Source organism: Aridibaculum aurantiacum, from assembly GCF_017355875.1.
Taxonomy (GTDB): Bacteria; Bacteroidota; Bacteroidia; order Chitinophagales; family Chitinophagaceae; genus Segetibacter; species Segetibacter aurantiacus.
In genome coordinates, this window is the sequence record NZ_JAFEWC010000003.1 from 838627 (window position 1) to 864375 (window position 25749).

At 41.6% G+C, this 25749-nt stretch carries 23 protein-coding genes; 10 read left to right on the forward strand and 13 right to left on the reverse strand.

The genetic code is table 11. From position 1 onward, the window contains the following. Positions 1-92: 92 nt before the first annotated feature. Positions 93-737, forward strand: coding sequence for a YMGG-like glycine zipper-containing protein (locus J4N22_RS17225; protein WP_207496708.1), 645 nt, complete (start codon positions 93-95; stop codon positions 735-737). A 488-nt stretch (positions 738-1225) separates the two neighbouring features. Next, positions 1226-2422 (forward strand): MDR family MFS transporter, encoded by a 1197-nt coding sequence (locus J4N22_RS17230; RefSeq protein WP_207496709.1) that lies wholly within the window; start codon positions 1226-1228, stop codon positions 2420-2422. Between the two features lie 147 nt (positions 2423-2569). On the opposite strand, the gene bamJ is transcribed toward J4N22_RS17230, so the two are convergent. Then, entirely contained in the window at positions 2570-3040 is a 471-nt protein-coding gene (bamJ, locus tag J4N22_RS17235; protein WP_483413486.1) for a BamJ family beta-barrel-assembly machinery protein, read from the reverse strand. A gap of 98 nt (positions 3041-3138) precedes the next feature. Here bamJ and J4N22_RS17240 point away from each other — a divergent pair, with 98 nt between their 5' ends. Next, entirely contained in the window at positions 3139-3579 is a 441-nt protein-coding gene (locus J4N22_RS17240; RefSeq protein ID WP_207496711.1) for an acyl-CoA thioesterase, read from the forward strand. Positions 3580-3583: 4 nt separating this feature from the next. Here J4N22_RS17240 and J4N22_RS17245 read toward each other — a convergent pair whose 3' ends face one another. Together J4N22_RS17245 and J4N22_RS17250 are read right to left on the reverse strand one after the other, a co-directional pair. Next, positions 3584-4342 carry a YdcF family protein gene (locus tag J4N22_RS17245; RefSeq protein ID WP_207496712.1) on the reverse strand — a complete coding sequence of 253 codons (759 nt, stop codon included), beginning with the start codon at positions 4340-4342 and terminating at the stop codon, positions 3584-3586. Between the two features lie 54 nt (positions 4343-4396). Further along, positions 4397-5308, reverse strand: a complete 912-nt coding sequence (locus tag J4N22_RS17250; RefSeq protein ID WP_207496713.1) for a diacylglycerol/lipid kinase family protein — start codon at positions 5306-5308, stop codon at positions 4397-4399. Between the two features lie 21 nt (positions 5309-5329). Here J4N22_RS17250 and J4N22_RS17255 point away from each other — a divergent pair, with 21 nt between their 5' ends. Further along, a complete protein-coding gene (locus J4N22_RS17255; RefSeq protein WP_207496714.1) occupies positions 5330-6427 on the forward strand; it encodes an App1 family protein phosphatidate phosphatase in 1098 nt (365 codons plus the stop codon). A 48-nt stretch (positions 6428-6475) separates the two neighbouring features. On the opposite strand, the gene J4N22_RS17260 is transcribed toward J4N22_RS17255, so the two are convergent. The 3 genes from J4N22_RS17260 to J4N22_RS17270 form a co-directional block, all read right to left on the reverse strand. Next, on the reverse strand, positions 6476-7036 hold the full coding sequence (locus tag J4N22_RS17260; RefSeq protein WP_207496715.1) for a cupin domain-containing protein: 561 nt from the start codon (positions 7034-7036) through the stop codon (positions 6476-6478). Positions 7037-7054: 18 nt separating this feature from the next. Next, positions 7055-7243: a CsbD family protein gene (locus J4N22_RS17265; protein WP_207496716.1), complete on the reverse strand. Its 189-nt coding sequence runs from the start codon at positions 7241-7243 to the stop codon at positions 7055-7057. A gap of 158 nt (positions 7244-7401) precedes the next feature. Beyond that, positions 7402-7854: an Hsp20/alpha crystallin family protein gene (locus J4N22_RS17270; protein WP_207496717.1), complete on the reverse strand. Its 453-nt coding sequence runs from the start codon at positions 7852-7854 to the stop codon at positions 7402-7404. A gap of 238 nt (positions 7855-8092) precedes the next feature. On the opposite strand from J4N22_RS17270, the gene J4N22_RS17275 reads away from it, so the two are divergent. After that, on the forward strand, positions 8093-8596 hold the full coding sequence (locus tag J4N22_RS17275) for a hypothetical protein (protein ID WP_207496718.1): 504 nt from the start codon (positions 8093-8095) through the stop codon (positions 8594-8596). 53 nt (positions 8597-8649) lie between these two features. Here the strand turns inward: J4N22_RS17275 and J4N22_RS17280 are convergent, their stop codons facing one another. The 3 genes from J4N22_RS17280 to J4N22_RS17290 all read right to left on the reverse strand — a co-directional run bounded on the left by J4N22_RS17280 (position 8650) and on the right by J4N22_RS17290 (position 14242). Next, positions 8650-9972: an MATE family efflux transporter gene (locus J4N22_RS17280; protein ID WP_207496719.1), complete on the reverse strand. Its 1323-nt coding sequence runs from the start codon at positions 9970-9972 to the stop codon at positions 8650-8652. A gap of 53 nt (positions 9973-10025) precedes the next feature. Then, on the reverse strand, positions 10026-11066 hold the full coding sequence (locus J4N22_RS17285) for an acyltransferase family protein (RefSeq protein WP_207496720.1): 1041 nt from the start codon (positions 11064-11066) through the stop codon (positions 10026-10028). Positions 11067-11170: 104 nt separating this feature from the next. After that, the gene (locus J4N22_RS17290; protein WP_207496721.1) at positions 11171-14242 is read right to left on the reverse strand and encodes a ligand-binding sensor domain-containing protein; all 3072 of its coding nucleotides are present in this window, start codon (positions 14240-14242) and stop codon (positions 11171-11173) included. A gap of 270 nt (positions 14243-14512) precedes the next feature. Here J4N22_RS17290 and J4N22_RS17295 point away from each other — a divergent pair, with 270 nt between their 5' ends. Both J4N22_RS17295 and J4N22_RS17300 read left to right on the forward strand, forming a co-directional pair. Further along, positions 14513-14704, forward strand: coding sequence for a hypothetical protein (locus J4N22_RS17295; protein ID WP_207496722.1), 192 nt, complete (start codon positions 14513-14515; stop codon positions 14702-14704). Between the two features lie 262 nt (positions 14705-14966). Next, a complete protein-coding gene (locus tag J4N22_RS17300; RefSeq protein WP_207496723.1) occupies positions 14967-15575 on the forward strand; it encodes a c-type cytochrome in 609 nt (202 codons plus the stop codon). A 79-nt stretch (positions 15576-15654) separates the two neighbouring features. Here J4N22_RS17300 and J4N22_RS17305 read toward each other — a convergent pair whose 3' ends face one another. From J4N22_RS17305 to J4N22_RS17315, 3 genes are all read right to left on the reverse strand, one after another. Continuing rightward, positions 15655-16416, reverse strand: a complete 762-nt coding sequence (locus J4N22_RS17305) for an SDR family oxidoreductase (RefSeq protein WP_207496724.1) — start codon at positions 16414-16416, stop codon at positions 15655-15657. A 5-nt stretch (positions 16417-16421) separates the two neighbouring features. Beyond that, entirely contained in the window at positions 16422-17252 is an 831-nt protein-coding gene (kduI, locus tag J4N22_RS17310) for a 5-dehydro-4-deoxy-D-glucuronate isomerase (protein WP_207496725.1), read from the reverse strand. A 109-nt stretch (positions 17253-17361) separates the two neighbouring features. Further along, complete coding sequence (locus J4N22_RS17315) at positions 17362-18186, reverse strand: hypothetical protein (protein ID WP_207496726.1); 825 nt, start codon at positions 18184-18186, stop codon at positions 17362-17364. A gap of 116 nt (positions 18187-18302) precedes the next feature. On the opposite strand from J4N22_RS17315, the gene J4N22_RS17320 reads away from it, so the two are divergent. Genes J4N22_RS17320 through J4N22_RS20230 form a run of 3 tightly spaced genes read left to right on the forward strand, consistent with a single transcriptional unit; the run spans position 18303 to position 23965 of the window. Next, entirely contained in the window at positions 18303-19418 is a 1116-nt protein-coding gene (locus J4N22_RS17320) for a DUF3667 domain-containing protein (RefSeq protein ID WP_207496727.1), read from the forward strand. 9 nt (positions 19419-19427) lie between these two features. Next, positions 19428-20198, forward strand: coding sequence for a nucleoside triphosphate pyrophosphohydrolase (gene mazG / locus J4N22_RS17325; RefSeq protein WP_207496728.1), 771 nt, complete (start codon positions 19428-19430; stop codon positions 20196-20198). Then, a complete protein-coding gene (locus J4N22_RS20230) occupies positions 20195-23965 on the forward strand; it encodes an ATP-binding protein (protein ID WP_207496729.1) in 3771 nt (1256 codons plus the stop codon). Before mazG ends, J4N22_RS20230 begins: the two co-directional genes overlap by 4 nt. Before the next feature lie 101 nt (positions 23966-24066). Here the strand turns inward: J4N22_RS20230 and J4N22_RS17335 are convergent, their stop codons facing one another. Then, complete coding sequence (locus J4N22_RS17335) at positions 24067-25740, reverse strand: DNA polymerase/3'-5' exonuclease PolX (RefSeq protein WP_207496730.1); 1674 nt, start codon at positions 25738-25740, stop codon at positions 24067-24069. Positions 25741-25749 lie beyond the last annotated feature (9 nt).

Genomic DNA, 25749 nt, shown 5'->3' on the forward strand with positions numbered 1-25749 from the left:
TATGTTAATGGCTTCTCCTCATCTAAACTCAGGGAAAGCATTATGGTCTTAAACAGTATAAAACACAACGCAAAAACATCAAATCACCAGTTATGAAAAAACTTATACTTTCTCTTTCTATAGCTGCTTTTTTTGCAGCATGTAGTAACCCTGCAACCACTGAAACAACTTCAGTGGCAACCACTCAACAACCAGATACTTCAGGCCTTGCAGCCTTCAACAGCTGGAAAGAACAACAAGCCGCTTTTGAAATGCAGGGTGTAAATGAAGTACCTGTTCAGGCAGAGCGAATAGAACAACCGCAGCCAGCACCAGTTATTGTTTACCGCGAAGCTCCAGCAAAAAAACGTGCTGTAGCAGCCGCACCAGCGCCAGCACCTAAGCGTACTGTAGCAAGATCTTCTAACCCTGTTAGGCAGAGTTCTCACAGGAACCAGGTACCGGCTTCTACCAATCCTGATCTAGGTCCTGGTACATCTACCTCAGATGCAGGTGTAGGCACAGGAACAGGTACCGGCGCAGGAACTGGAGATGTAGCCACCGCTCCTCAGCCAGCTAAAAAAGAAGGTTGGAGCAAAGCTGCACAAGGAACCGCAATTGGTGGTGCTTCAGGTGCAGTGGTAGGTGCGATCATCAGTAAGAACAAAACTAAAGGAGCCATTATTGGCGGTGTAGTAGGAGCAGCCGGTGGATATGTTTTAGGCCGTTCTAAGGATAAAAAAGATGGCAGATACTAGTGGAAAACCAATATACAGTAAGAGGCATAGATATTTTTCTATGCCTCTTTTTTTTGCTCATGCTGATCAAGGTAATTTTTTTACATTTCTTGAGCTAATAGTAGCCTTCAGCACTTTTCCCAGTGCCCTATTCTGCATCACAGGAAACATACTTTGGTAATATTATTAAAGTTCGTGTACTGAAAGGAAAGAAGCATTTTGTATGACCAGGTAGGCCGCTAAATAGGTTCAAGGGAATGTTGTATAATAATGTTGGTCTATCAGAAATGCCCGCTGCTGTAGATCTTTCAGCTTCTTTTCAGAGACCTCTGTTGTATCATCGGTGGTTAATTGTTGCTTTACAACCTCCATCTCTTTATATATTTCCAGCTTCTTTTTTCGTGGTGCCCCATGTAGTAAATAGGCTTTTACGCCAACACCCGTAAATAAAGCAGGAACGTTTTTTATGTTTGAACAATGCTTTCGCTTATTCTACTGAATTTTGATTGATGCTTCCTTTCTTACTGCTGTATAAACAAGCTTACCAGGGTTTGAGTAGACAAACATGGTACCTGAGCCTGGTGATTCTTATTAACAGGAGTGGCACCATGGTGGTTCCTTTTATGACCATGTATGCAACGCAGCGGTTGGGTTTTTCTATAACGGAGGCAGGTATTATAATGGCTTTATTTGGTGCAGGAGCTATAGTAGGTGCATTTATAGGTGGAAGATTAACAGATGCAATTGGTTTTCATAAAGTGCAGTTGTTTGCTTTGTTTGGTGGCGGGTTGATGTTTATTGTCGTAGGCTATCTTACCACTTTTCCTTTACTGGCAGCAGGTACTTTTGTACTTAGCGTGATCAACGAAAGCTTCAGGCCTGCTAATTCAACTGCTATTGCCTATTACAGTAACACCGCCAACCGAACCCGTTCTTATTCTTTAAACCGTTTAGCTATTAACCTCGGTTGGGCATTTGGTGGTGCACTGGGAGGATTTTTGGCAGCTACCAGTTATCACTTGCTATTTTGGGTAGATGGCCTAACTAACATCTCTGCTGGTATCTTGTTGTTCTTTGTTTTGCCTGCACCCGTAAGACAACAACCTGCAACAGGAAAAGAAGTAGTGAAGCCTGCAGCTATTTCTGCTTATAAAGACAAGCCTTACCTCGTCTTCATTTTCCTTACCATCTTGTTTGCTTTTTGTTTTTTCCAGATGTTCACCATACTGCCAGTATACCTGAAGCAGGAGCTGGGGTTGACTGAAAAACTGATTGGAACTTTAATGGCTATCAACGGCCTTATCATCGCTTTCATCGAAATGGTGCTTGTATATAGAATTGAAAAGTCACCATCTCCATTGCGGTTTATAAAGTATGGGGTGTGGCTGGTTGGGATTTCGTACGGGCTTTATAATTTATTGGAAGGACAATTCCTGCTGGCGCTTCTTTCGGTGCTGGTTATTACTGTAGGCGAAATGCTTTCTATGCCATTTATGAACACGTATTGGATAAGCCGGAGTAGTGATCACAACAGGGGACAATATGCAGCCTTGTATACTATGGCGTGGGGTACTGCACAAGTTGCTGCTCCATCTGTAGGAGGTTTTGTAGCTGATCAATATTCCTTTGCAGCGCTTTGGTGGCTGGTGTTATTTGTAAGTCTTGTTGCCGGAACCGGTTTTCATTTTCTAACTAAGAGAAAATAAGTAAGAGCTGTGCCCGTAGTTCAATAGCATGCATCCTTGTTGCTTTATGGATGGTGCTGTTAGAAAGAAGAATAGTTAGTAGGAGGTATTAAAGGAATATGCTAGCAATTAAAAGGAAGCAGTAGGTAATCTGCTTCCCTTTAGATCTTATTTAATCTCTAACAATTCTACATCGAATATCAAAGTGCTGAATGGTTGAATGTGTGCACCTGCACTGCGGTCGCCATAAGCAAGTGATGGATGAAGGAAGAAACGATACGTGTCTCCAACGCTCATCAATTGTAAGCCTTCGGTCCATCCGCGGATCACCATGTTAAGAGGAAAGGAAGCAGGTTGATTACGGACCTTTGAGCTGTCGAATACGGTACCGTTAATTAATGTGCCATGGTAATGGCATTTTACCGTACTGGTAGCTCTCGGTTTTTCTGTATTTCCTGATTCTTTAAGTATCTCGTATTGCAAACCACTGCTGGTGGTTTTTACTTCAGGGCGCTCTTTATTTTTTTCTAGAAATTCTTCACCTGCTTTCAGGTTGGCGGCTGCTTTTTCTTCTTTCATTTTTGCGAGTTTTTCTGCAACAGACATATGTTGTTGTTTATTGGCGTCAAAAATAATGATGCCACTTCAGCTTTCAAGAATTAAAAAAGGTTGTCACGGTATAAGCTTAAGATATGCATCTTTGTGCTCTTTATTTTTTACTATACAAGCTATACTTTATGCCTGAACCATACATATTGCCGCTGGACATACGCTGGAGCGATCTTGATCCTAATTTTCATATTCGTCATTCTGTATACTACGACTTTGGTGCTTTTATCCGGATGTCTTTTTTCACGCAGTTTGGTTTAGATGAAAAAGTGCTGTTGGCCAATCATCTTGGTCCTATTCTGTTTAGGGAAGAATGTATTTTCAGAAGAGAGATACGCTTTGGTGATGATGTAACCATCAACCTGCAGTTGAGCAAAGCTAGCGAAAGCTTTAGTCGCTGGAGCATTCGCCACCACATAGTAAAGGATAAGGAAACGCTGGCTGCCATCATAAATGTAGATGGAGCATGGATAGATACGCAGCGTCGTAAGCTTACTGTTCCTACTGATGTAGTGGCTGCTACTTTTGGTAAACTAGTTAAGACGGAAGACTTTGAGTGGGTGAAGTAAAAACTCAGGCTTTATTCGTAAGCTTATATCCTAAAACACCAACAAATTCTTTTATCAATAACCTCCAGGTGTCAAGTGTTTTTACCTGCGGTATAAGTATATCTGTGAGTGCAGGTGTTTTATCTACCGCCAGGTAATTAGAAGGATACATGATAGCCTCAACATTAGCATGTTCAAAAACCTTTTTTGTACGTGGTACATGAAAGGCTGAAGTGATAACTACATAAGGTGGAGGTAGCTGCAGTTGCAGCAATTTTTGTTTGCTGAATACCGCATTTTGATGGGTGTTCATTGCCCTGTTCTCTACTATTACATCTTCGGCTCGCACGCCGGCGTTTACCAACTCCGGCAGCAGGTAGTCCGCTTCTGGTGGCTCATCTGAACCTAAAGTGGCACCTGTTATCAGCACCTTTTTTATTATGCCTCTATGGTACAGTTGCACGGTTTGGATGAACCTGTCTGATGCATCATTAAAGAAGCCATTGCCATTGCGGTCTGATTGAGATAAACCTCCTAAGAGTATACCGGCACTAAATCCAGCAGAGTCTTCCAGTGCTGCTTTGGGTGGTTGCCATGCATTTGCAACTACAGAAAAAAGAGCTTGGTTGCTAAAGACGATGAACAAGATGAAGGCTGCTATTTGAAGCCGCTTCTTTACATGTTGCTTTTTGATGAAGAAAGTAATGACCAGCAAAATGATGATCCAATGTGCTGGTGCTAAAAAGAAATTGACAAACTTGCTAAGCAGGTAAAACAAACTCATATGAAAAGATGAGCTGCAATATAAAAGACCGCGTGGAATTAATTCCTCAATGCGCTACTTATTGTCTTTATCATCTGCATCATTCGGATCTGGTGGAAGAAGAATGTGAAGTTGCCCAGGAAGTATCTCTGCGGAAACAGATTTCACCTTTCCAAGGTATTCACCATCCACCTGGAAGTGAACACGTTTAGGTGTTTTTATGTGCACCGATTCAGCGTGTATCACTTCTATATTTTCCGGATTAAAAGGCCGTGGACGGAACCACATTTTGAACAACTCGGAAAGCGGAAGTTTCCTAATAATGACTACTTCAAATAAACCATCATAAAGATCGCCTTCAGGATTGATAACTGCACCTGTACCATATTTACTTGCATTGGCAAGCACAACCATGAATGCATTTCGCTTTAGTTGCTTTCCCTGCGTTTCAATGATAAGCTGCATGTAGGTTTTACGCAGCAGCGTTTTTATAGCAACTTTTGCATAACCCAGTTTACCACGTGTATTCCCTTCTTCAAAGTATTTGATGAGGCGTGCATTCAAGCCAATATCGCTTAGGTGCAGGCACACCTGGTTGTTGATGCTGATGACATCCGCTTTTTTAATCACTCCCGTTTCAACTATTTTCAAAGCATCATTCAATGCAATGGGTATGTTTAGTTCGCGGGCCATACCGTTTGCTGAACCTGCTGGTATAATACCCATTTGAATACCTGTACTAAGCAAGGTTTTGGCAACCATGGATACTGTACCATCTCCACCTACAGCAATCACTTTATGCGGTTGCATTTTCACGAGTTTGGCAGTGAGTTGCTGTGCATCATTTTTGCCTGTAAGATTGTAAAATTCTATAGTGTGAGGGAGGTTTTCAAAATAAGCACGAATGGTAGGTTCAAATTCGCCTTTTTCCCTTCCACCTGAAATGGGGTTAATAACGAACAAATATTTATGTGGGCCTTCTTGCATTTGCAATAAAAGTTATAGCGTATGAATGAAGTTTCTATCAATAATCATGAACGAAAATTATCTCTCTGGCAAAAGATCAGGAAGAAGTTCCTGCACCTGTTGCGCCTTACAGACGACAAAGTATTAAAAGTGTACCATGGCTATGGAAGCAGGAACGAGATGATACTTTTTGGGCATGTATTTAGCCTGAGCCCGCTACCACGGAAGCGCTATCGTAAAAACTTTTGGACGAACACACTTGCATTGCTACGCAGTTTTATGGTGGTGCCGGTGCGTGGTGCTACGGTTACTTTAGAGGCTGGAGGTAAATTAATAGAAACAACTACAGCAACGGATGGTTTTTTCAGGCTGGATTGGCATACGGAAAAAGTATTGCCACCAGGGCTTCATACGGTGCAGGTACAACTGCGTAAAGATGGAAGCGGCTCACCTGTTATTGCTACTGCACCAGGTCATATTATAGTTCCTCATACCAATCAATATGCTTTTGTTTCCGATATAGATGATACTTTCCTGGTATCACATTCAGCAACCTTTTTCAGGAAGCTGTATGTGTTGTTTACCAAAAATGCGCATAGCAGGAAACCTTTTGAAGGTGTTGTAAAACATTACCGTTTACTAGCTAATGCTCATGCAGGAAATGGTCAGCCCAATCCTTTCTTTTATGTTTCGAGCAGCGAGTGGAACCTGTATGATTTCATTAAAGAATTCATCAGGAAGAATGACCTGCCGGAAGGAGTCTTTTTGCTAAGCCAGGTAAAGAAGTTTTACCAGGTATTCAAAACAGGTGCTAATAAACACGCAACAAAGTTTATGCGGATAGCGCGTATTCTGGAAGCATATCCTGTTCAGAAATTTATTTTATTGGGAGACGATTCGCAGATGGATCCTGTGATTTATGCTAAGATAGTGGAGCATTTTCCAGATAGGATTCATAGCGTATACCTGCGCCATGTATATGAAAAGAACCTGACCAACGTGCGTGAGCTGATAGAGAAAATAGAAGCAGCAGGAGTACCGGTTTGTCACTTTGAGCATAGCAGCGAAGCCATTACCCATTCAGTAAGTTTTGGCCTTATAACAAATCTGGAACTATCAGCTTACCTGGTAGAAAATTAAAAGGCGCCTTATTACTAAGACGCCTTTTGTTATTGTATCAACCCAATCTTAAAACTGCCGTTCGTGATCGGCAAATTTTTCACTTTCTTCATGTCTCCACAATTCTACCAATGCTCCTTGTTCTCCAAATACAGGATCTTTTGCCGGTAGCGGAACTTTGCTGATGTTTTCTACTGCCGCTTCAAGTTCTTCAGGTTTGCAATAGTTCATGTCGTATTGCTGGCCTTCCGGGTATGCGCCAATACATTTGAAATCTGCGCTGGCTCCTACATTTTTATGAGCTACACCGGCAGGTAGTACCAGCACATCTCCTTGCTGCACCTTTTGAATATTGCCATCATCACCACCTAACTCCACCATACAGTTGCCACTTAATACAGCCAGCACTTCATGTGCTGTACTATGATAGTGGTGATAGGTATAGATGTCGCCTGTCCATGAGTCTTTCCAGCCGTTCTCCGAGAAAAGATTTTTTATGGCTTGTTCGCCTGCATCTGACTGCAGCACATGTTTGTAGTACAGTACTGGCAGCGACAGGTTGTTTGGCACATTACCATCTGGTGCCATTGTGTGGTGCGAATAAGAAGCATCTTTGTTTACTATACTCATAGTTGATCTTTATGATGATTAACCTAAAGAACGGATCCAAGCCACAACCTCGTCTTTAGTTTTGCCAAGCTTCTGCTGCAGCCTGCCAAACAGCTCATCATCTTTACCTTCTTCGTAACGCAGATCATCGTCAGTAAGATCTCCATGTTCTTGCTTGATCTTACCCTTGAGTTCATTCCATTTTCCTTTTAATTCTAACTTATCCATAGTAGTAGTTTAAGCAAAAGGAACAAAAAAATGATGCCATTGAAATGAGTGCTGGCATGATAGAATATTCAGTCAATGATGCAGTTATGGTTAACAATATTCTTGTAAATCAAGCTTTAAATAAAAAATTAAGGGCTGGAAAACCAGCCCTTGTAAGCTTAAGAAATGTTGATGAGGCGAGCAGGTTTCTGCTTCACTTCTTCCTTCTTTGGAATGGAAAGTCTTAGTACGCCATTCTCATATTTCGCTATGATATTCTCACTGTCCACCACGTCCTTAGAAAGTGTAAAGCTGCGCTGGAACGACTGGTAACTAAACTCCTTCCTGGTATATTTTTCACCTTCCTTCTCTTCGTGCTCTTTCTTCATCTCGCTGCTAATGGTCAGAATGTTGTTGTCCAGTTCTACTTTAAAATCTTCTTTGTTCATTCCGGGAGCAGCCATTTCCACTTCAAAAGTATCTGCAGTTTCTTTTACATTCACCGCAGGAACAGTGGTGTTGGTGTTTGAGAAATTAGATGACCTCCAGTCGAACAAGTCTCTAGTAAAGAAGTCATCAAACAAAGATGGCATGCTGTGAGCCATGTTGCCGTTTCTTTTCATGAGTGTCATAATGCCTCCTTTTTTAGTAGTTAATTTTAGAATTTTCAACACCAGTAAATCAAGCAAAATGCCAGCGCAGCATAACTGAAATATTTTCATTTTCTAAATGAAGAAGCTGTAAAATTTTCAAGTTTATGCTGCAGTTTTTGCAGCCTGTTTTTACTGTAGTGCCTTCATTAACAGCGGGTTTACTACATCATTTTTTCTATAATGGCATGAAAGTTTTAATGCTGATTTAAACATCATTATGAAAAACTTTTTAATTGTTGCAGCCCTTGGAGGAACAGTATTATGGGGTTGTAAAGATGCTACCGGTGAATTTGTTGATCTTAATTCAGGACAAAAAATCACTGTTGAAAAAGACCAGGAAAAAGGTTACATGGTAAATGCTGATACACGCAAAGCAGTGTATTTATATGTAGATCCTGAAACGCGTGATACATTTTATGGAAGAACAGGAAGGGTGGTAAACAACAATATTACACGCGATGGTAGCGGCATGTTTAGGTATACAGGCGATGAAGATTATGTATATAAAAATGGTGATTATAAAGTAAAAGCGGAAGCCGACGGTGATCTAAAAGTGAAGGATGGCGACTACAAATTGAAAGTAGATGAGGACGGCGATATGAAAGTTAAGGATGGTGACTATAAGAAAAAAGTAGAAGCCGATGGAGATATGAAAATTAAGGATGGTGATACAAAAGTAAAAGTGGACGATGGAAAGGTGAAGGTGAAAAAGGATGACTAGTTTTTCTGTTGTTATTTGATATAAGGCTGCTTCAAACAAAGCAGCCTTTGTTGTTATTGCAATTTTGTTTTATGAAGAAATCTTGCATTAAGTAGTACAGAAGAAATCGTTAGCCCGCAAACAAATCCTAACCATATACCTGCAGCTTCTAATTTCAAGTGGAAGGCTAATAAATAACCTACCGGTATACCAATAATCCAATAGGCAATGGCTACATAAATGGTAGGCATGGTCACATCTTTTATTCCGCGCAATAGACCTACGCCTATAGCCTGTGTAGCATCAGAGATCTGGAATAAGGCAGCATAAATAAGCAGGGAAGACGCTACCATAGCCACATTGTTGTCGTTGGTAAAAAAGCCCGGTAGAACATTCTGCAGCAGTATAAATAACAATGCGCAGATGGTTCCATAACCAAGGCCGCCTGCTATGGTGCTTTTGCCAATGTTTCGTAAGCCAATTTTATCGTACCTGCCAAAGGCATTTGCTACTCTTATAGAGCCAGCCAGAGATAAACCCAGTGCAGCCATGAAAGTAGTAGAAGCTAGGTTCAGCGCTATCTGGTGTGCGGCCTGTGCAGTGGCACCTAACCAGCCTATCATGATTCCTGAAACTGAAAAGGCACCTGCTTCCATACCGTACTGAAGACTGCTTGGCACTCCCAGGTTTAGCAGTTCTTTCCAAAGTTTTTTATTAAGCTTCCATGCCTGGTGCCGCACTTGTATATAAGGCCTGAAAGTGCGATGCTTCAGGATAATAATGATCAGTAGTACAGCAATCAGAATACGTGTGATAAGTGTAGCTATACCTGCTCCATAGAGCTCCAGTCTTGGGACACCAAATTGGCCATAGATAAAGATCCAGTTTAGAAAAGCATTGAGCGGTAACGATAAGATGGAAAGGATCATTGCTGTCCTGGTGAATTCAAGTGCATCCGCAAATTGTTTTACGGCTATATAGATCATCATCGGGATGAGAGACCAAGCCATCACCACATAATAATCACGAGCAAAAAAAGCGACTTCTGCATCTTGTCCTAAATGAAAAAGCATACGCTGCCCTAACACCATTCCAATAGCTATGATACAGGCAGCTATAGTAGAAAGTAAAACACCATTGTATACCACCCGCGATGCTGTATGAATATCTTTCCTTCCATTGGCCATGGCCACTAATGGTGATATAGCCATGGTAATACCAATACCAAATACCTGCGGTATCGCCAGCACATTTATCACCAGCGAAGATGCAGCCAGCTGCCGGTAATCAATAGCACCAATCATTGCACTATCTATCAGTCCCAGTCCTACCTGCGACAGGTTGCCAATAATGATAGGCCCTGCGATCTTCAAGGTGTTATTAAATTCTTTCCACATGGGTGGCAAAAGTAACGGTTCGTGCTGTCATTAGCATCGGGAAGAGGAAGTCTTTAGAAACCTCTGCCACCAGTAGCTATTCTATAAAAACGTGGGAATGCTGCTCGTAATAGTGCACCAACACCCATGCAGATAAACAACACCAACACAGGAACAACCAGGTAGGTGAGTAGCCGGTAGTAGGCAAATCCTTTTACGTACAAGAAAGCAAGACGCGTTAGATAGTGTGTGAGTGGAACGTGAAGCGCATAAATGATAAAAGCAAAAGATACTGACCACAGAAACCATCTTTTGTGCATAAAAAATTTCACCAGTGCATCGCCTCCAAACCAGATAACGATGATGCCGGAAACTACACTAACCAGGTGCAGCGTCGTAAGAATATAGCGGGTTTCAATATGGTCTGGCTCCAGCTCAAAAGCCATAAAAGTTTTGATGATACTAATCCCGATAAAGAATAACCATCCAAGAAAATGGCTGAACCATTCAGGCTTTTTTTCTATTGGAAATTCGGTTTTGCAGATCCATATGCCAAGGGTAAAAAAGAAGATTCCCTGCGCTTCTAAAAACAAAAAAGTAGTCATAGAGTACCAACCTATGAATGCTATGGAGAACCATATAACAGGATATTTGGTAACTGCCCACCTGAAAAATGGGTATAGCAGGTTGTAGAAAAACAAACTCCTGATAAACCACAGCTGGAAGGATGGAGGACGGTATATAAACCGAATGAACAGCTGCTCCCATGTCATTTCGCTATACGGCCTGTTATCCCCCAGTTGATCGAGTTGTGCATCGTAAACAGCTTGTGCCGTTACCGGGTGCTGCTGCCATAAATAAGTAATCAACATGCCTACGGCACTCCAGATAAAGAAAGGAATGATTAGCGTGTTGAACCGCTTTGCAATTCTTTGCGCATAGGGTTTATTATCCTGCAAGGCATATATATAGCCCGATATGATAAACAAGAGTGGAATGCGAAAACGTAAAGCACCATTGGCTAAAAAGTATTCGATGAAAGTGGTAAAAGTCAGTCGCTCCTTTACCAGGCTATAAGGCGTGAGGTATGTTTCATTTAAGTTGTAGCCATGCACAAACAATAGCAATGCTATAAGAGAAAAGAATAAAACCTGAATTTCTGGCTTAAGAAACGGTTCATATTTATAGTTCCGGGGGTTGTTAGTTTAATCGGAAACGGCTATTGTAATGGCATAACCAATTTCACGGTTGTTCCTTCTCCAGGTGATGATTTAATATTGATCTTGCCGTTCACATTGTCAGCTCGCTTCTGCATATTTCCAAGGCCATTTCCACCATCTGCATCCTTTACCACAAAGCCTCTTCCATCATCTTTTACCAATAATGCCAGCTTGTTATTTTCTAGTGTAACATGAACAGTAACCTTACCGGCTTTACTATATTTCGCAGCATTGTTCACAGCTTCTTTAAAAATGAGGAAGAAATCGCGACGTGCTTCCATATTCAGTTTCACCTCGTATACCTGGTCGTCGATCATAAAATCCATGTCCATTTCTTTTGCTTCCAATACATTGGTAGCAAACTCACGCATGCGTGCCGTTATCTTCTGCATGCTGTCATTGGTTGGTTTTATACTCCAAACAATATCATCCATAGCCTCCATCATCCGCTGGCTGTTGTCGCTTATTTTGGTTATGTATTCACTGGTTTTAACAGTGTCGGTGGCTATTTTACTTTTAGCCATCGAGCTAAGAATGTTAATGGTGCTAAGGGTACTACCCATATCGTCGTGAAGATCGCGGGCCACACGTGTTCGTATTTTTTCTACAGCCAGCAGCTTGTTTACACGTAAATCGTGTATGGCGTAAATCAACAAGATAATGGTGAATAGAATGGAGCTATAAAACCACCAGGTTCTCCAGAACGGCGAACGAACAAAGATTTGCATCGTGGTAATTTCTTGTGAACGCATGCCTTCAATGTTTTCGCAAAAGACCTTAAAAGTGTACCTGCCGGGCGGTAACTGCGAATAGTTTACGTAGTACGATCTGTCTGCTTTTACCCACTGCTTGTCCAGTCCTTCCATTTTGTAATAGTAGGTAAGCTTGTCGCGCTGCCGGTAGCTGAGTGAAGCAAAATAGATGCTGATCGAATTCTGGTCGTGCGCTAGCTTAACCTCGTTCAATTGAAGTAAAGAGTCAACAGGCACAAACGTGTTGAATAACTTAAAGTCAGTAATAGAAACAGTAGGAGGAGGTTGAGTGCTGGTAAATATCTCCGGGTCAAAAAATAAGACAGCATTATTGCCAGCAAAGATCAATTGGTTCTTACTCGTTACATAATCTGCAGATGAGGTTTGTTCAGCCATTACAATCCCATCTTTTCTGCCATACGGTGTAATGCGCCTGTTGTTGGGATTGTACCTGCACAATCCATTTGCAGTTACTACCCATAAGTACCCTTTGAAGTCGGTCCGTATCCTTTTAACTGTATTAGATGGAAGACCATCTTCATACGACAGTACTTCTACCTTGCCTGTTATTTTATTGATGAAGTTTAAAGCACCTGCACCAAAAACAATGGTGCTGTCATTGAGTAATTCAACGTCGTTGCCTGTATTGCTGTACAATTTATTTTCACCGGTTCCATGGGTGTAATGCTGCAGTGTATTTCCTGTGGCAGGGTCAACAGCCATCAATCCTTTTTCGTGAGTAGCAAGCCACAGCCATCCTTGTTTATCTACCAGTACTTTGTAGATGATGGTGCCGATCTCCTTTTTTACACTGAACTCTTTACCGTTCCAGCTTATCAGGCGGCCGCCCTGTGTACTAAACCAGATGGTTCCTTTTTTATCTTGTACTATATAACGGATGGTGCTTTGGTTGAATTCCGGCGGTGCCAGGTATTCAGTAGAATTTTTAGCCGGATCATGTACTACCAGTACGCCACCATTGCAACCGATCCAAATTTTACCGGTGCTGCTTTCGCGGCACATATTCCATGTAAGCAGCGTATTATTTACTTCTGCAGGTGTCCATGATTTTGGTGGCTTTTGCCGGTAAATATCATGCTGCTTTTTCTTCATGGTTTTATCTATCACTCGTACTCCCTGCCCCCATGATGTGAACCAGTAATCACCATTTGGCATCTCCAGTATATCTGTCAGGTTAGTGGCTTCAGCCTGGTTGCTGAATATGAGGTTGATAACAGAAAAGAAGCCTGAACCATACGAAGTATAGAATAATCCTTTGTCGGTGGCCAACCATAAACTTCCATCTTTGTCTTCCACTATCTGGTTCACTACATCGTACTGTATGTTGATGCCATTGTTGTCTGTAGTGCTCCTGTTGAAGAAAAACCTCTTTGAATTGTTGTCGTAATTCAGCAAGACTTTCAAGCCATAGATCCACAGGTTTCCGCCACTTGTTTCTAAGAATTTGTGATATTCTGTGTATTCACCCGTATGGAAGTTCAGGCCCAACGTATCGTTTGCAAGGAATTTACCGGTGCTGTCAAAAACCAATTTCTTTTGTCCGCCACCGCCCCATACTTGCCATCCAAACACCCATATCCTTCTCTGCTTGTCAATAAAGATCTCGGTTGTATTATCTCCTAATAATGGATGTTCTAATAAAGGAAGCTTCTGAGGGTTATTGAGCTTTGACCACATTTGCTTGCTGCGCCTGTCGTACACGCATAGCCCGTTCTGCGTAGTAAACCATACTTGTTGCTTTACCGGGTCGTCGTGTACACCGGCTACACTTGGCAGCCATCCTGGAGGAAAATCAAATGGATGATCATCTACAAATTCCTGTGTCCGCTTATTATAACGAAGTACTCCATAGCGCAGCACGTTCACATATATCTCGCCGGTAGAACTTTTCCATAACCGGAACTCTGCGCGGGGTGGTAGTGCGGTAGCGGTTTTAAGTGGAATTATTTTAAATGTAAAATCTGCAGGATTAAAAATTCCAAACTCACGCCTGGCTGACATAGCAAGGAAAAGCTTTCCGCTATCGGCGGGAATTATTTGCGAAATATCTGTATTAGGTAGCCTGTCTACACTTTTCCTCGACTCGGTAAATTGTATGAATTTACTGCCGTCAAATCGTTGCAGCCCATTGGCTGTACCTACCCATATAAAACCTTTTTCATCCTGGTATAAGCTCGAGACAACATTGCTGGCTAGTCCCAATCCATCGTCGGTAGTAATTTGTGTAAATGCAAAACCCTGCTGTGCGTAGCAAGCCTGGGTTAAGAGTGTTAGGAGTATAATGAAGATGCCTCTCATGTAGGGGGTACAAATCTAATACTTGAACGTGGTAAATATTTTTTGCATCACCAAATCACATCTTTATGTGGTGAAATGTGCAGCTTTTCAGGGGCTAATTGAAGATGAGCGGTAACAATAGATGATAAAGCGTGTAACATTCGTTTAAACAGCATTTGCACCACCGGTTGTCCCACTTTTTTTCACCTTGTTATGCGATTGTGAACCTTCTTTTCTCACTGCATTTTTGCAATATCAAATCAAAACAAAAACAATAAAAAACTTAATGCAATGAGAGGAAAATTCATCACCACAAACTTAAAGCTGGCAGTGCTGGCAGGTGGCAAAAAACGTACAATGGATGTGAAAGAAACAAAAGCATCTCTAGAAAATTTCGAGATCATTTGGAGTAAATCATTCTTCCAGGTAAAACAAGATCTTATACAGAAAGTAAAAACCAATGAGCCTGAAATGGTTTTCTAACACAGGGATAGCAGGTAAGCGATCATCATTTTAAAAAGTAACGGTTGCACAAAATTACCTGCTTCACCTGTTGGTAGAACTTCCAACAAAGGCTATCACACTTCCCGTACCACAACCAAAACAACTAATACACATTGCCATGATCGACAAATTCTTCCAACTGATGGATCACTTTTTCACTATCCTGATTATGTTATCAGGTGATGATTTAAGCGAAGACGTATCAATCAACAACATACTGTAAACAACATAAACCAAAACAATGAAAAGAATCTCGATCAGCATTTTGTTGCTGCTGGTAACAGGAAGTGCACTCATGCTCTCATGCAACAGCCAAAACGAAACTGTAGCTGTAAATAGTAAAGGTGTGCCAATGGATAGTATGGTAAAACATGGAGAATACCTGGTTACTATAATGGGCTGCGACGATTGCCACACACCTAAAGTTTTTGGACCTAAAGGACCTGAACTTGATATGGCTAAACGTTTGTCAGGGCATCCATCTGAGATACCTGTGGGGCAGGTACACAAAGAAGACCTGAAGACATGGGTATTATTTAATCATCTTACTACTGCCTATGTTGGCCCTTGGGGTACTTCTTTTGCCGCCAACCTTACCAGCGATGAAACAGGTGTTGGTAATTGGACAGAGAAGCAATTTCTGAAAGCTATGCGCGAAGGAAAATATAAAGGCATAGAAAATTCCCGCCCCATGCTTCCGCCTATGCCGTGGCAGAACTTTAGCAAAGCAACTGATGATGACCTGAAAGCAATCTTTGCTTATTTGAAATCAACCAAGCCGGTACATAATTTGGTTCCTGCACCTATACCGCCTACGCATCTTGCCGATGCAGATATAGAACCAAAATAAATTCCCTCTATTATACATGTAAATGCCTGCAGTTTGTGCTGCAGGCATCTTTATTTTCAATAAGTACTTGTATAGAGAATTATCTTCCCATCCATCCACCATCTACTGTGAGTATGGTTCCATTTATATAATCAGATGCCGGTGATGAAAGAAAGACAGTAGCGCCGGCTATGTCTTCAGCAGTACCCCAGCGGCCTGCAGGAATCCTTGAAAGTATAGAAGCACTTCTATCAGGATCGTTGCGCAGCTGCTCAGTATTATCCGTAGAAATATAACCTGGTGCAATACCATTTACGTTAATACCATGTTGCGCCCATTCGTTAGCAAAAGCTTTCAGTAATGAAGCAATAGCACCCTTGCTGGCTGCATATCCCGGAACATTGATGCCGCCCTGGAAGCTGAGCAAAGAAGCAGTGAAAACAATCTTCCCTTCTTTACGCTCCAGCATTTTTTTACCTATTTCTCTTGTAAGTACAAATTGAGAATTCAGGTTTATGTTTATGATCGTATCCCAATATTCATCCGGGTGTTCTGCTACAGGCTTACGCAAAATATTACCTGCATTGTTCACCAGTATATCTATCACCGGGTGATCAGCATTTACCTTTTCAATAAAAGCATACAACGACTCGCGGTTGCTAAAGTCGCACTGGTAAGGGTAAAACTTTTTACCTGCAGCAATCACTTCTTTTTCTACATCGCTGCCCGATGCAGGCATTGAATGGCTAACACCAATGATATCAGCACCTGCTTCAGCAAGTGCTACCGCCATTGCTTTACCAATACCACGGCTACACCCGGTTACTAAAGCCAGTTTATTATCTACACGAAAATTGATCATGAGGATTATTTAAGGGTTTTGATGTCAATGAAATCCATGTCGGTAAATGAAAGGTTTTCTCCGGCCATTGCCCATATAAAGCTATAGCTGGCTGTAGCTACACCAGAGTGTATGCTCCAGGCCGGTGAAACAATTGCTTCTTCATTGGCCACAAACATATGTCGGGTTTCTTCTGCTTCACCCATAAAGTGGATCACGCGCTGGTTCTCCGGCAAGTTGAAGTAGAAGTACACTTCGCTACGACGATCATGTGTATGCGCCGGCATTGTATTCCAAAGACTGCCAGGCTTAAAGTTCGTAAGACCCATAACTAGTTGGCAACTCTTCAAACCATCAGCATGAATATACTTATTGATCACGCGGTGATTGGCGGTTTCCGCTGTTCCCAGTTCTGTAGGAGTAGCATCAGCAGGATGCATCAACTGGACAGGGTGTTCTTTATGTGCCGGGCAACTGATCAACACAAACTTTGCAGGTTCTTCTGCATTGTTGCTGCTAAAAACCACCTCCTTTTTTCCTTTACCAACATATAAACAGTCAAGCCTGTTCATGGTATATTTTTCACCATCTACCTGTACTGTTCCTGTGCCTGCTATATTGATGATGCCCACCTCGCGGCGCTCCAGGAAGTACTCGCTTTTCAACTGATCGTAAGTAACCAGTTCAATGGGTTTGGTTACAGGAAAAGCTACACCGCACATCATACGATCGTAATGGGTATAGGTTTGAATGATGGCATCTTGTTGTACAAGATTGTTCAGTAAGAATTTGTCCCGGATCTGCTGCGTATTATAACGTGCAAAATCTTCGGGATGTACCTGGTGTATAACTCTCATTGTTGCAGAATTTTTTAGATAAAGAAAAATAGTAAACCGGCAGCAAGCAAGGCGCAAAGTTGCCTTGAAATGAGAAGAAAAAAAAATGAGGCTTCTCAGCCTCATTTTTTTATTGGTAAGTATATTCTACTTTTCCTAAATATTCTTTCGCTTTATTATAAACTTGCTCTTTTTCTTTTAGACCGCGGTCGTTGTATACATAGCGGTATACCAAGTAGTTGGCGCTGGTTGCCTGCCTTTGTATCATTTGAGCAATACGGCCATTGGCATCATATTCAAAAATATAATCTGGAAGGTGTTGGTTTGCCTTACGGTTGAAACGAACAATATCTGTAAGGCGCTGCTGATCGTAATAATAATAGTAGGTCTCTAAAGTGCGGTTCTTTTTCTTCCAGATCTCTTCGCTTACGTTATTCTGTCCATCAAGTTTAAAAGTAACATAAGTGGTATCTGCGCCATTCTTCACTTTAAGCATTTGCTGAGGCAACCCGTTTTCGTTGTAGCTCCACAAGTGCGATTCGGTGCTGGAGAATTTACCATCAAAGTCTTTGCTGGTGGCATGTGTAGCCACCAACCGTCCTTGTGCATCATATGTATAATCTACCGTGTTGATGGCATGCGCGCTGCTATCGTAAGTTCTGCTTATACGACCATCTTTGTAAGTACTGGTAAATAAAGACTCGCCGGTACCAATGGTAGCTGAACGTGTGATGATCTGCTGGCCATTATTAGCTACCTGTTGTTCCAGTAAGAAATCTTTGGTTGGTTGGTTATTGGATTCAAAACCGGTAGCAGATACCCGCTTTACCTGGCTTGAATGCATAAGTTGATATTGTTGGTTTGTTTGTTTGGTACCAAGTATATCAGAATAATAATATTGGCTGTATGCATTTACAGATGATACCAACAACAACGCACAGAGAAGTTTCTTCATGTATTTATTTTGAACCCTTCAAAAATAGCCGCTCAACTGTTAAGGAAAAAACATAGGGCGGAAGCAGCTTATAGGGCAATAGGTTTTGTATGTACATTTAGCCAAATTTTAACAGCGTGTCGCACAGGCCTCAACGGAAGGAAAATGATTGCTTAAACTGTGGTGCAATAGTGAATGGCAGGTACTGTAGCATTTGTGGCCAGGAGAATACAGAACCTAAAGAAACCTTCTGGCACCTGGTTACACATTTTGTTTACGACATCACGCACTTCGATGGTAAGTTCTTCAGTACTGTAAAATATCTTTTGCTAAAGCCTGGTTTTCTTTCGCGGCAGTATATGATGGGCAGAAGGAACAGTTACCTGAACCCGATAAAGATGTACGTGTTCACGTCTGCGTTCTTTTTTATATTTTTCTTCTCATTCATCAATACAAAGAACTTACTGGATAAAGGCAGTGAAGCAAGCACCGCAGCTGATATACGCCAGGTATTACTTAACCAGCAGCAGCGTTTACAGAAACAACTAAAAGACAGTTCAACCCGCTTATCTGCAAGTGGTATTATAAAGCAACAACAGTTGCAAAAAATAAATGAAGACCTTGAGCAATTGCAAAGGGATACTACTGCATTACACCTTCTGAACTATTACCGCGATAGAGAATTGTTGCTCTCATCAAAGAAAAAGCAATTCACTTCAGAAGCTGCCTATGACTCCATTCAACAAACACTTCCAAAAGAAAAGAGGGATAATTGGGTGAAGCGAAAGTTTGAATTGAAACAACTGGAAGTGCAACAGAAATATGGCGCCAATGCAGATGGTTATTTGAGCGTAGCGTTAGACAAATTCATGCATTACTTCCCGCAGATCATGTTTGTGTCGCTTCCCATTTTTGCACTTATCCTCCAGTTGTTATATTTCAGGCGCAAGCAGTACTATTATGCTGATCATGGCATTTTCACGGTTCACCTGTACTGTGCTATGTATATCTTCATCTTTATCCAGTTGCTGTTAGAGAAGTTAGATGGTGTTGCATATTTTGGCTGGGTTGACTACCTGGCCACATTTTTTGTTTTTTACATGTTGTGGTATATATACCGGTCTATGAAAGTCTTTTATATGCAAAGCACTAAAAAGACTTTTCTAAAGTACCTGTTGTTATGGATCATCTGTTCGGTAGTGATGGGTTTCCTGTTTCTTACTTACTTCGTTGTTTCATTGTTTACAGTATAAAAAATGCATATGAGTGTTGAGAATAGTTTTTTGAGATTAGTGAAGATCATGGATGAACTGAGGGAGCAATGCCCGTGGGATAAAAAGCAAACAATAGATACACTGCGTCCACTAACGTTAGAAGAGACTTATGAACTAGCTGACGCGATCACTACACAAGATTGGAAAGGGATAAAGGAAGAGCTTGGCGACCTGATGCTACATATGATCTTTTATGCAAAGATTGGCAGTGAGCAAGGGCACTTTACACTAGAAGATGTGCTGGAAGGAATAAGCGATAAGCTGGTTGCAAGGCATCCGCATATATACGGTGATGTAAAAGTGAATGACGAGGAAGATGTAAAGAAGAATTGGGAGCAACTGAAAATGAAAGAAGGCAAGAAGTCGGTGCTTAGTGGAGTGCCGCCATCATTGCCTGCTATGGTTAAGGCCACACGCATACAGGATAAGGCACGCCAGGTAGGCTTTGAATGGGATAACAAAGAAGATGTATGGAAAAAGGTAGAGGAGGAGATAGGCGAATTACACGAAGCTGTTGCCAGTGGAGACCAATCACATGTAGAAGAAGAGTTTGGTGATGTAATGTTCAGCTTAATAAATTATGCACGGTTTTTGCAAATAGACGCCGAAGGCGTTTTAGAAAAAACGAACAAGAAATTTATTCATCGCTTTACTTCAATGGAAGAAGAGGCAAAAGCCCACGGCCGCAACCTTGCCAACATGACTCTGCAGGAAATGGATGAGATATGGAACTCCATTAAAAACAAAAGACCCAAGTGAAGGAAACTTTAAGAAGAAGTTTTTACAAGAACAGATACCTGGCCATCATTAGCCTGTGGTTGTATGTCCTTTCTTTATTTTTTTCTGCATCATGGTCTATTAAAAAATCACCTGCAAGTATAAGGGAAACCTTTACCAGGTACCTGGTAGAAAAAGAACAGGCATTTGAAAGGTTTGCTTCGGACACTGCTGCGCTGCGTGCTGTGGTACTGGAAGACGAATTGCCTGAACCTACCTTCAAATATGTTTCTTATGCAGAGCAGGAAACTTACCTGTATGTATACACACTAAATGATATCGGCAATCCTCTCATAACATTTTGGAATAATAATAAAGCAGCTCCGCAACCATCCGATCTCGATCTTCCTGATGGAAAGCACCTGGTAGAGCATGCTAATGGTGAATTTGAATTTGTAAAAAGAACTACCAGAGCCGGTGGGAGAGCGGTGATCGTAGCTGGAATGATTCCGCTGCGGTGGAATTACTTCATGAACAATAAATACCTGTCGACTAATTTTCCTGCTTTAGGCACTGGCGGTAAAAATTACGAGTTCGTGAATAAGGGTGGCAGTATAACCATCAAGAATGGCGATGGCAAACCCTTGTTTGGATTGAAAGTGAAGGAACAGGTAAGGAAAACTATTCCGGGGATATGGTCGCTGCTGTGCAAGGTGCTGTCTATCTGTTTCCTTTTGGTATTCATCAATATGGTTGCCTTTGATGTTTCTCGTGTTAAAGGTTGGAGAACTGGGATAGCCTTCCTGGTGAGCGTGGTGGTTTCGTTGAGGCTGATCAGTTACTTTTTCTCGTTTCCGTTTCACTACCGGCGGCTCGACCTTTTTGACCCCGGCATATATGCTTCCAATATGTTTCACCCTTCCTTGGGTGACCTGTTGATAAATATGCTCCTCCTGTTTTGGATACTTAGCTTTGTTCGTTACACCTCTATAAAGTACCTGCGCCAGTTGTCGCCTTACACAGGTAAGCGTGCGAGGAATGTAACCATCCTTGTTTCACTGTTACTTGTCATCGTTTCTTTCACAGCTTCGGGAGTGGTGCGTAGCCTTATTGTTGATTCAAAAATTTCTTTTGATGTAGCCAATTTCTTCCGGCTAAATATCAACTCGCTTATCAGTTTTATTACCCTGTGTTTTATCATGCTGTGCTTTTTCAACATCAGTCAACTGTTGTTGCTGCACGCTTATAAATGCAAGAAGGTTCCTGCTTATCAAAAGTATTTAGCCATAGCCATTGCAGGTCTTTTATTTCTTACTGTGAAGATGGAGAACCAGGCTGTCACCACGCATCTTATGGTGCTTGCATGGCTGCTGCTGTTCACGCTCATTATGGAGTTCAGGCGCGAAGACATTTACATACCACTGATGCGTTCGCCATTCTTTCTTTTATGGTTAATGATCTTTGCTGCCAGTATTTCTGCACTTATCATTTACGAAAGCAGGGATAAAGAGTTAGCAGAACGCGAAACACATGCAAAGAAATTAGCGTCCCAGGCTGATCCATCTTCCGAAAGTCTTTTGAATATAGGCATTGGTAACTTCAGCAATTTCCTTTTAGCGCCCAACTTTCATAGGTTCTACAATGAGCAGGAGAATAAGAACCTAAAGGACAGCCTGATCAAGGAAAACTTTTCCGGCTACCTCAATAAGTATGATACGCGGGTATACACCTACGATAGTTCAACTAAAGAATTGTTCAACGATGAATCGCTTCCATTCGAGGTGATGCAGAATAACCTAACCAACCAAAGCCGCAGGACTACATCACCAGATATATATTACCACGAGAATGCCTTTGACAAGTTCAGTTACTTCTACTTTAAAGTTGTAAGAAGTTTTGAAGGTGATACGTTGGGCTATTTTTTCGTAGTGGCCAATCCGAAAAAATACAAGCATGAAACGCTGTACCCGGAGCTGTTCAAGCAGGTAAGAGATAATTCAGCTGATTATGAAATCACCAGTGCATACGCTGTTTATAATCGAGGTAATATAGTTCTTCATTCAGGTGATTATGGCTTCGTATCGAGCATAAGCAGAAGCGAGTACCCGAAAAAAGATTTTGAAGAAAGAAGAAGAAATGGCTTTAGCGAACTATGGCACAATGCAGGTAATGGTAAAGTGGTGGTCATTGTAAAATCAACAACGCTTACCTACCAGGCAGTCACTTTATTTGCTTACCTGTTCGGTACATTCCTGTTCATTATAGTCATATTTCATGGTGTTCAGTTTTTGATTAAATCAAGATTTAGGTGGAACAGGATTATTGAAAACCTCCGGCTTAATATCAGGAGCCAGATACAAGCAACCATTATATTCATCAGTGTATTTTCTTTTGTGGTGATAGCAGCTGCCACCATTGCTTTTTATGTAGATCGTTTTGATAAGAACAACCGGCAGCGGCTGGTGAAGACCATCAACATGATGGCAAATGAGATCAAACACCAGGTAGCTACGCATGCCATGTTTGATGATGGTATTAAGCTATACGACCTGGGACCACGTGACCAGCTGGAGCGTGTTATAAATGATATAGCCGAAATACATGGTATTGATGTGAACTTCTATGACCTCTCGGGTGAACTTAAAGTATCTACGCAACCTTATATACATCGCAAGAAGGTAGTTAGCTCTTTGATGGAGCCCAAAGCTTATTATAAACTGCATTACCGGAAAGAAATACAGGTAATTCAAAAAGAAAACATCGGCAGCTTTGAGTTCATGAGCATTTACACACCAGTGACTGATGGTACTGGTATGCCGTATGCTTACCTCAATGTTCCTTACTTGAGTTCTGAGGCTGAGCTGGACCAGGAGATATCTAATTTCCTTGTGACGCTCATCAACCTGAATGCTTTCATTTTTGTGTTTGCAGGTGCAATTGCTTTCCTTGTTACCAATCGTATCACTCGCTCTTTTTCACTTATCAGTAGCAAAATGCAGGAGGTTAATCTTGGTAAAGCAAATGAAGAAATAGATTGGCGCACTAATGATGAAATAGGCGCCTTGGTTAATGAATACAATAAGATGGTGCGCAAACTGGAAGAGAGTGCACATGCATTGGCTAAGAGTGAGCGGGAAGGAGCGTGGAGAGAAATGGCGCGGCAGGTAGCTCACGAGATCAAGAACCCACTTACGCCGATGAAGCTTAGCATACAGTACCTGCAGCGGAGTATACAAGAGAAAAATCCTGATGTAGAAAAGCTATCGCAAAAGGTGGCAAATACATTGGTAGAACAAATAGATCAACTGGCAAAGATCGCATCCGACTTTTCGCAGTTTGCTAATATTGGCCAGGTAAAGGTGGAAGACTTTGATGTACATGAAGTGCTTGCATCGCTGGTGAATTTATACAGCACCAACGAGAAGGTAGAGATACGTTGGAATGCACTTAAAAAACCTGCGCTTATTAGTGCCGACAGGAACCAGGTGCATCGCTTGTTTACCAACCTGCTTCAGAATGCAGTGGAGGCATCATCTGAAAATGATGAGGTAATCATTTCAATTGATGAACATAAAGAAGGGAACAAGTTGAAGATATCTATAACAGACTCGGGTATGGGCATACCAGCAGAAAAACATGATAAGATCTTTACGCCCAACTTCACAACTAAAACTTCAGGTACAGGATTAGGTCTTGCTATTTGCAAAGGCATAGTAGAAAAAGCCAATGGTAAGATATGGTTTGATACCAAAGAAGGTGAGGGAACAACCTTTCATGTACTGCTACCGCTGGTGGGAATGCCGGAGTAGGTGTGTAGTTGTTAGTTGTTAGATGTAGTTGTGAGAAGAGTGTGTCATGGCATGTTAGGTAAAGAAAGTAATCCAATAACATTTATTAGTCTAAAGCCTAATTACTTTTCATTTTGCATTTTCATTTGCAAAAAAGATTCAAATTCTTGTAAAGAAAAGCTGCTTAAATTTTTTTCTTTTGTCAGTCCGCCTTTTTGTGCAGCAAGTACACCGCTACGCACATGGTTATATTCATCTATAGAATGTGCATCAGGATCTATAGATAGCAATACACCTTTTTCTAATGCATAAGGAATAAAATGATAATCCATGTCGAGGCGACGCGGGTGTGCGTTGATCTCAATCACAACATTGTGTTCGGCACAAGCATCAATGATTGCTTTATGATCAACAGGATAACCATTCCTGCTTAATAACAACCGACCGGTCATATGCCCGAGTATCCTGGTGTAAGGATTAGCAATTGCTTTTAGCAGCCGCGCCATTGCTTTCTCTTCAGGCATCTTCAGGTTAGAATGAACAGAAGCAATCACAAGATCAAAAGAAGCAAGTATCTCATCAGGATAATCAAGGCTGCCATCACTCAATATGTCAGACTCTATGCTCTTAAATATCTTGAAAGGTGCAAGCTTTTTATTCAGCTCATCCACCAATTTATGTTGTTCTATTATCTTCTCCGGGAACAAACCACCGGCATAATAAGCAGACTGCGAGTGATCGCTGATAACAAGATATTCCAGCCCTTGCTTCTTTGCAGCCTTAGCCATTTCTTCAATAGTATTTACGCCATCGCTCCAGTTGCTGTGCGAGTGTATAATGCCACGTACATCTCCTGGCTCTATCACAACCGGCAATGATTGCTGGGCAGCTTTATCTATGAATAGTGGCAGTTCGCGCAGGTAAGGAGGGATGAAAGAAAGTTTGTGTTGGCTAAAGACTTCCTCTTCCGAAGAATAGGAGGCGGTTTCATCCCAGCCAAAACGGTTCTTCCATTTTTCGAAAAATTCACTGCAACAGTTATTCTCAAACAACCGTGTATACAACTCCGCTTTTGGTGTAACAATACATTCAATAGCTACATTTTCAGGTCCCTTTGCCTGCAACAGATTGCCTGCTATTTCAACAGTATATTCTTTGCTTTCAAAAAATTCCTTTAGTTCATTGATAGCAGCATCAGTTACCCATTCCAGCTTGTGCACCACCAGGTCGTGGCGATTGAATGCTCCTGTTGGTAAAAACGTATTTGCAGGAAACTCAGCTTGCAGGATCTCGGTAAACTTCTTTCCGAATTCTTCTATTTGGCTAAATAAAAAAGAGCCCTGGCTGGCAAGGTAAAAGGTAATGCCGTCCTTTATGTTCTGTTGGGTTTTGGCTCCAAAACCTTTGTATAGTAGCAGCCTGTTCTCTTCACAGGCATACAGTAATTCTCCAATGTTTTCAATTCCTAGTTCTTTCCAAACGGTGCAGATCTTTTTCGGTCCCAGGCCTTTTATCCGCAACATCTCGATGATGCCCGGCGGCGTCTTTATAATATATTCATCCAGCGACTGAAGCCTTCCTGTTTCCAACTGCTCTATGATCTTTTTTCCAATGGCTTGTCCTATACCTTTTATGGCAAACAATTTTGCAGAAGGTAGTTCTGCTACCTGCATCGGCAGTTTCTCTAAAGTGAAAGCAGCCGATGAGTAAGACTTGGCTTTGAAACTATCGTCGCCGTGTATATCTATAAGTTTAGCAAGCAGCGAGAAATTATCTGCTAATGCATAGTTATCCATAAGAGCCCG

Coding starts and splice junctions, on each gene's coding strand:
- J4N22_RS17225 (WP_207496708.1), top strand. CDS start 93: ATGAAAAAACTTATACTTTCTCTTTCTATAGCTGCTTTTTTTGCAGCA.
- J4N22_RS17230 (WP_207496709.1), top strand. CDS start 1,226: ATGCTTCCTTTCTTACTGCTGTATAAACAAGCTTACCAGGGTTTGAGT.
- J4N22_RS17240 (WP_207496711.1), top strand. CDS start 3,139: ATGCCTGAACCATACATATTGCCGCTGGACATACGCTGGAGCGATCTT.
- J4N22_RS17245 (WP_207496712.1), bottom strand. CDS start 4,342: ATGAGTTTGTTTTACCTGCTTAGCAAGTTTGTCAATTTCTTTTTAGCA.
- J4N22_RS17250 (WP_207496713.1), bottom strand. CDS start 5,308: ATGCAAGAAGGCCCACATAAATATTTGTTCGTTATTAACCCCATTTCA.
- J4N22_RS17255 (WP_207496714.1), top strand. CDS start 5,330: ATGAATGAAGTTTCTATCAATAATCATGAACGAAAATTATCTCTCTGG.
- J4N22_RS17260 (WP_207496715.1), bottom strand. CDS start 7,036: ATGAGTATAGTAAACAAAGATGCTTCTTATTCGCACCACACAATGGCA.
- J4N22_RS17265 (WP_207496716.1), bottom strand. CDS start 7,243: ATGGATAAGTTAGAATTAAAAGGAAAATGGAATGAACTCAAGGGTAAG.
- J4N22_RS17270 (WP_207496717.1), bottom strand. CDS start 7,854: ATGACACTCATGAAAAGAAACGGCAACATGGCTCACAGCATGCCATCT.
- J4N22_RS17275 (WP_207496718.1), top strand. CDS start 8,093: ATGAAAAACTTTTTAATTGTTGCAGCCCTTGGAGGAACAGTATTATGG.
- J4N22_RS17280 (WP_207496719.1), bottom strand. CDS start 9,972: ATGTGGAAAGAATTTAATAACACCTTGAAGATCGCAGGGCCTATCATT.
- J4N22_RS17290 (WP_207496721.1), bottom strand. CDS start 14,242: ATGAGAGGCATCTTCATTATACTCCTAACACTCTTAACCCAGGCTTGC.
- J4N22_RS17295 (WP_207496722.1), top strand. CDS start 14,513: ATGAGAGGAAAATTCATCACCACAAACTTAAAGCTGGCAGTGCTGGCA.
- J4N22_RS17300 (WP_207496723.1), top strand. CDS start 14,967: ATGAAAAGAATCTCGATCAGCATTTTGTTGCTGCTGGTAACAGGAAGT.
- J4N22_RS17305 (WP_207496724.1), bottom strand. CDS start 16,416: ATGATCAATTTTCGTGTAGATAATAAACTGGCTTTAGTAACCGGGTGT.
- kduI (WP_207496725.1), bottom strand. CDS start 17,252: ATGAGAGTTATACACCAGGTACATCCCGAAGATTTTGCACGTTATAAT.
- J4N22_RS17315 (WP_207496726.1), bottom strand. CDS start 18,186: ATGAAGAAACTTCTCTGTGCGTTGTTGTTGGTATCATCTGTAAATGCA.
- mazG (WP_207496728.1), top strand. CDS start 19,428: ATGAGTGTTGAGAATAGTTTTTTGAGATTAGTGAAGATCATGGATGAA.
- J4N22_RS17335 (WP_207496730.1), bottom strand. CDS start 25,740: ATGGATAACTATGCATTAGCAGATAATTTCTCGCTGCTTGCTAAACTT.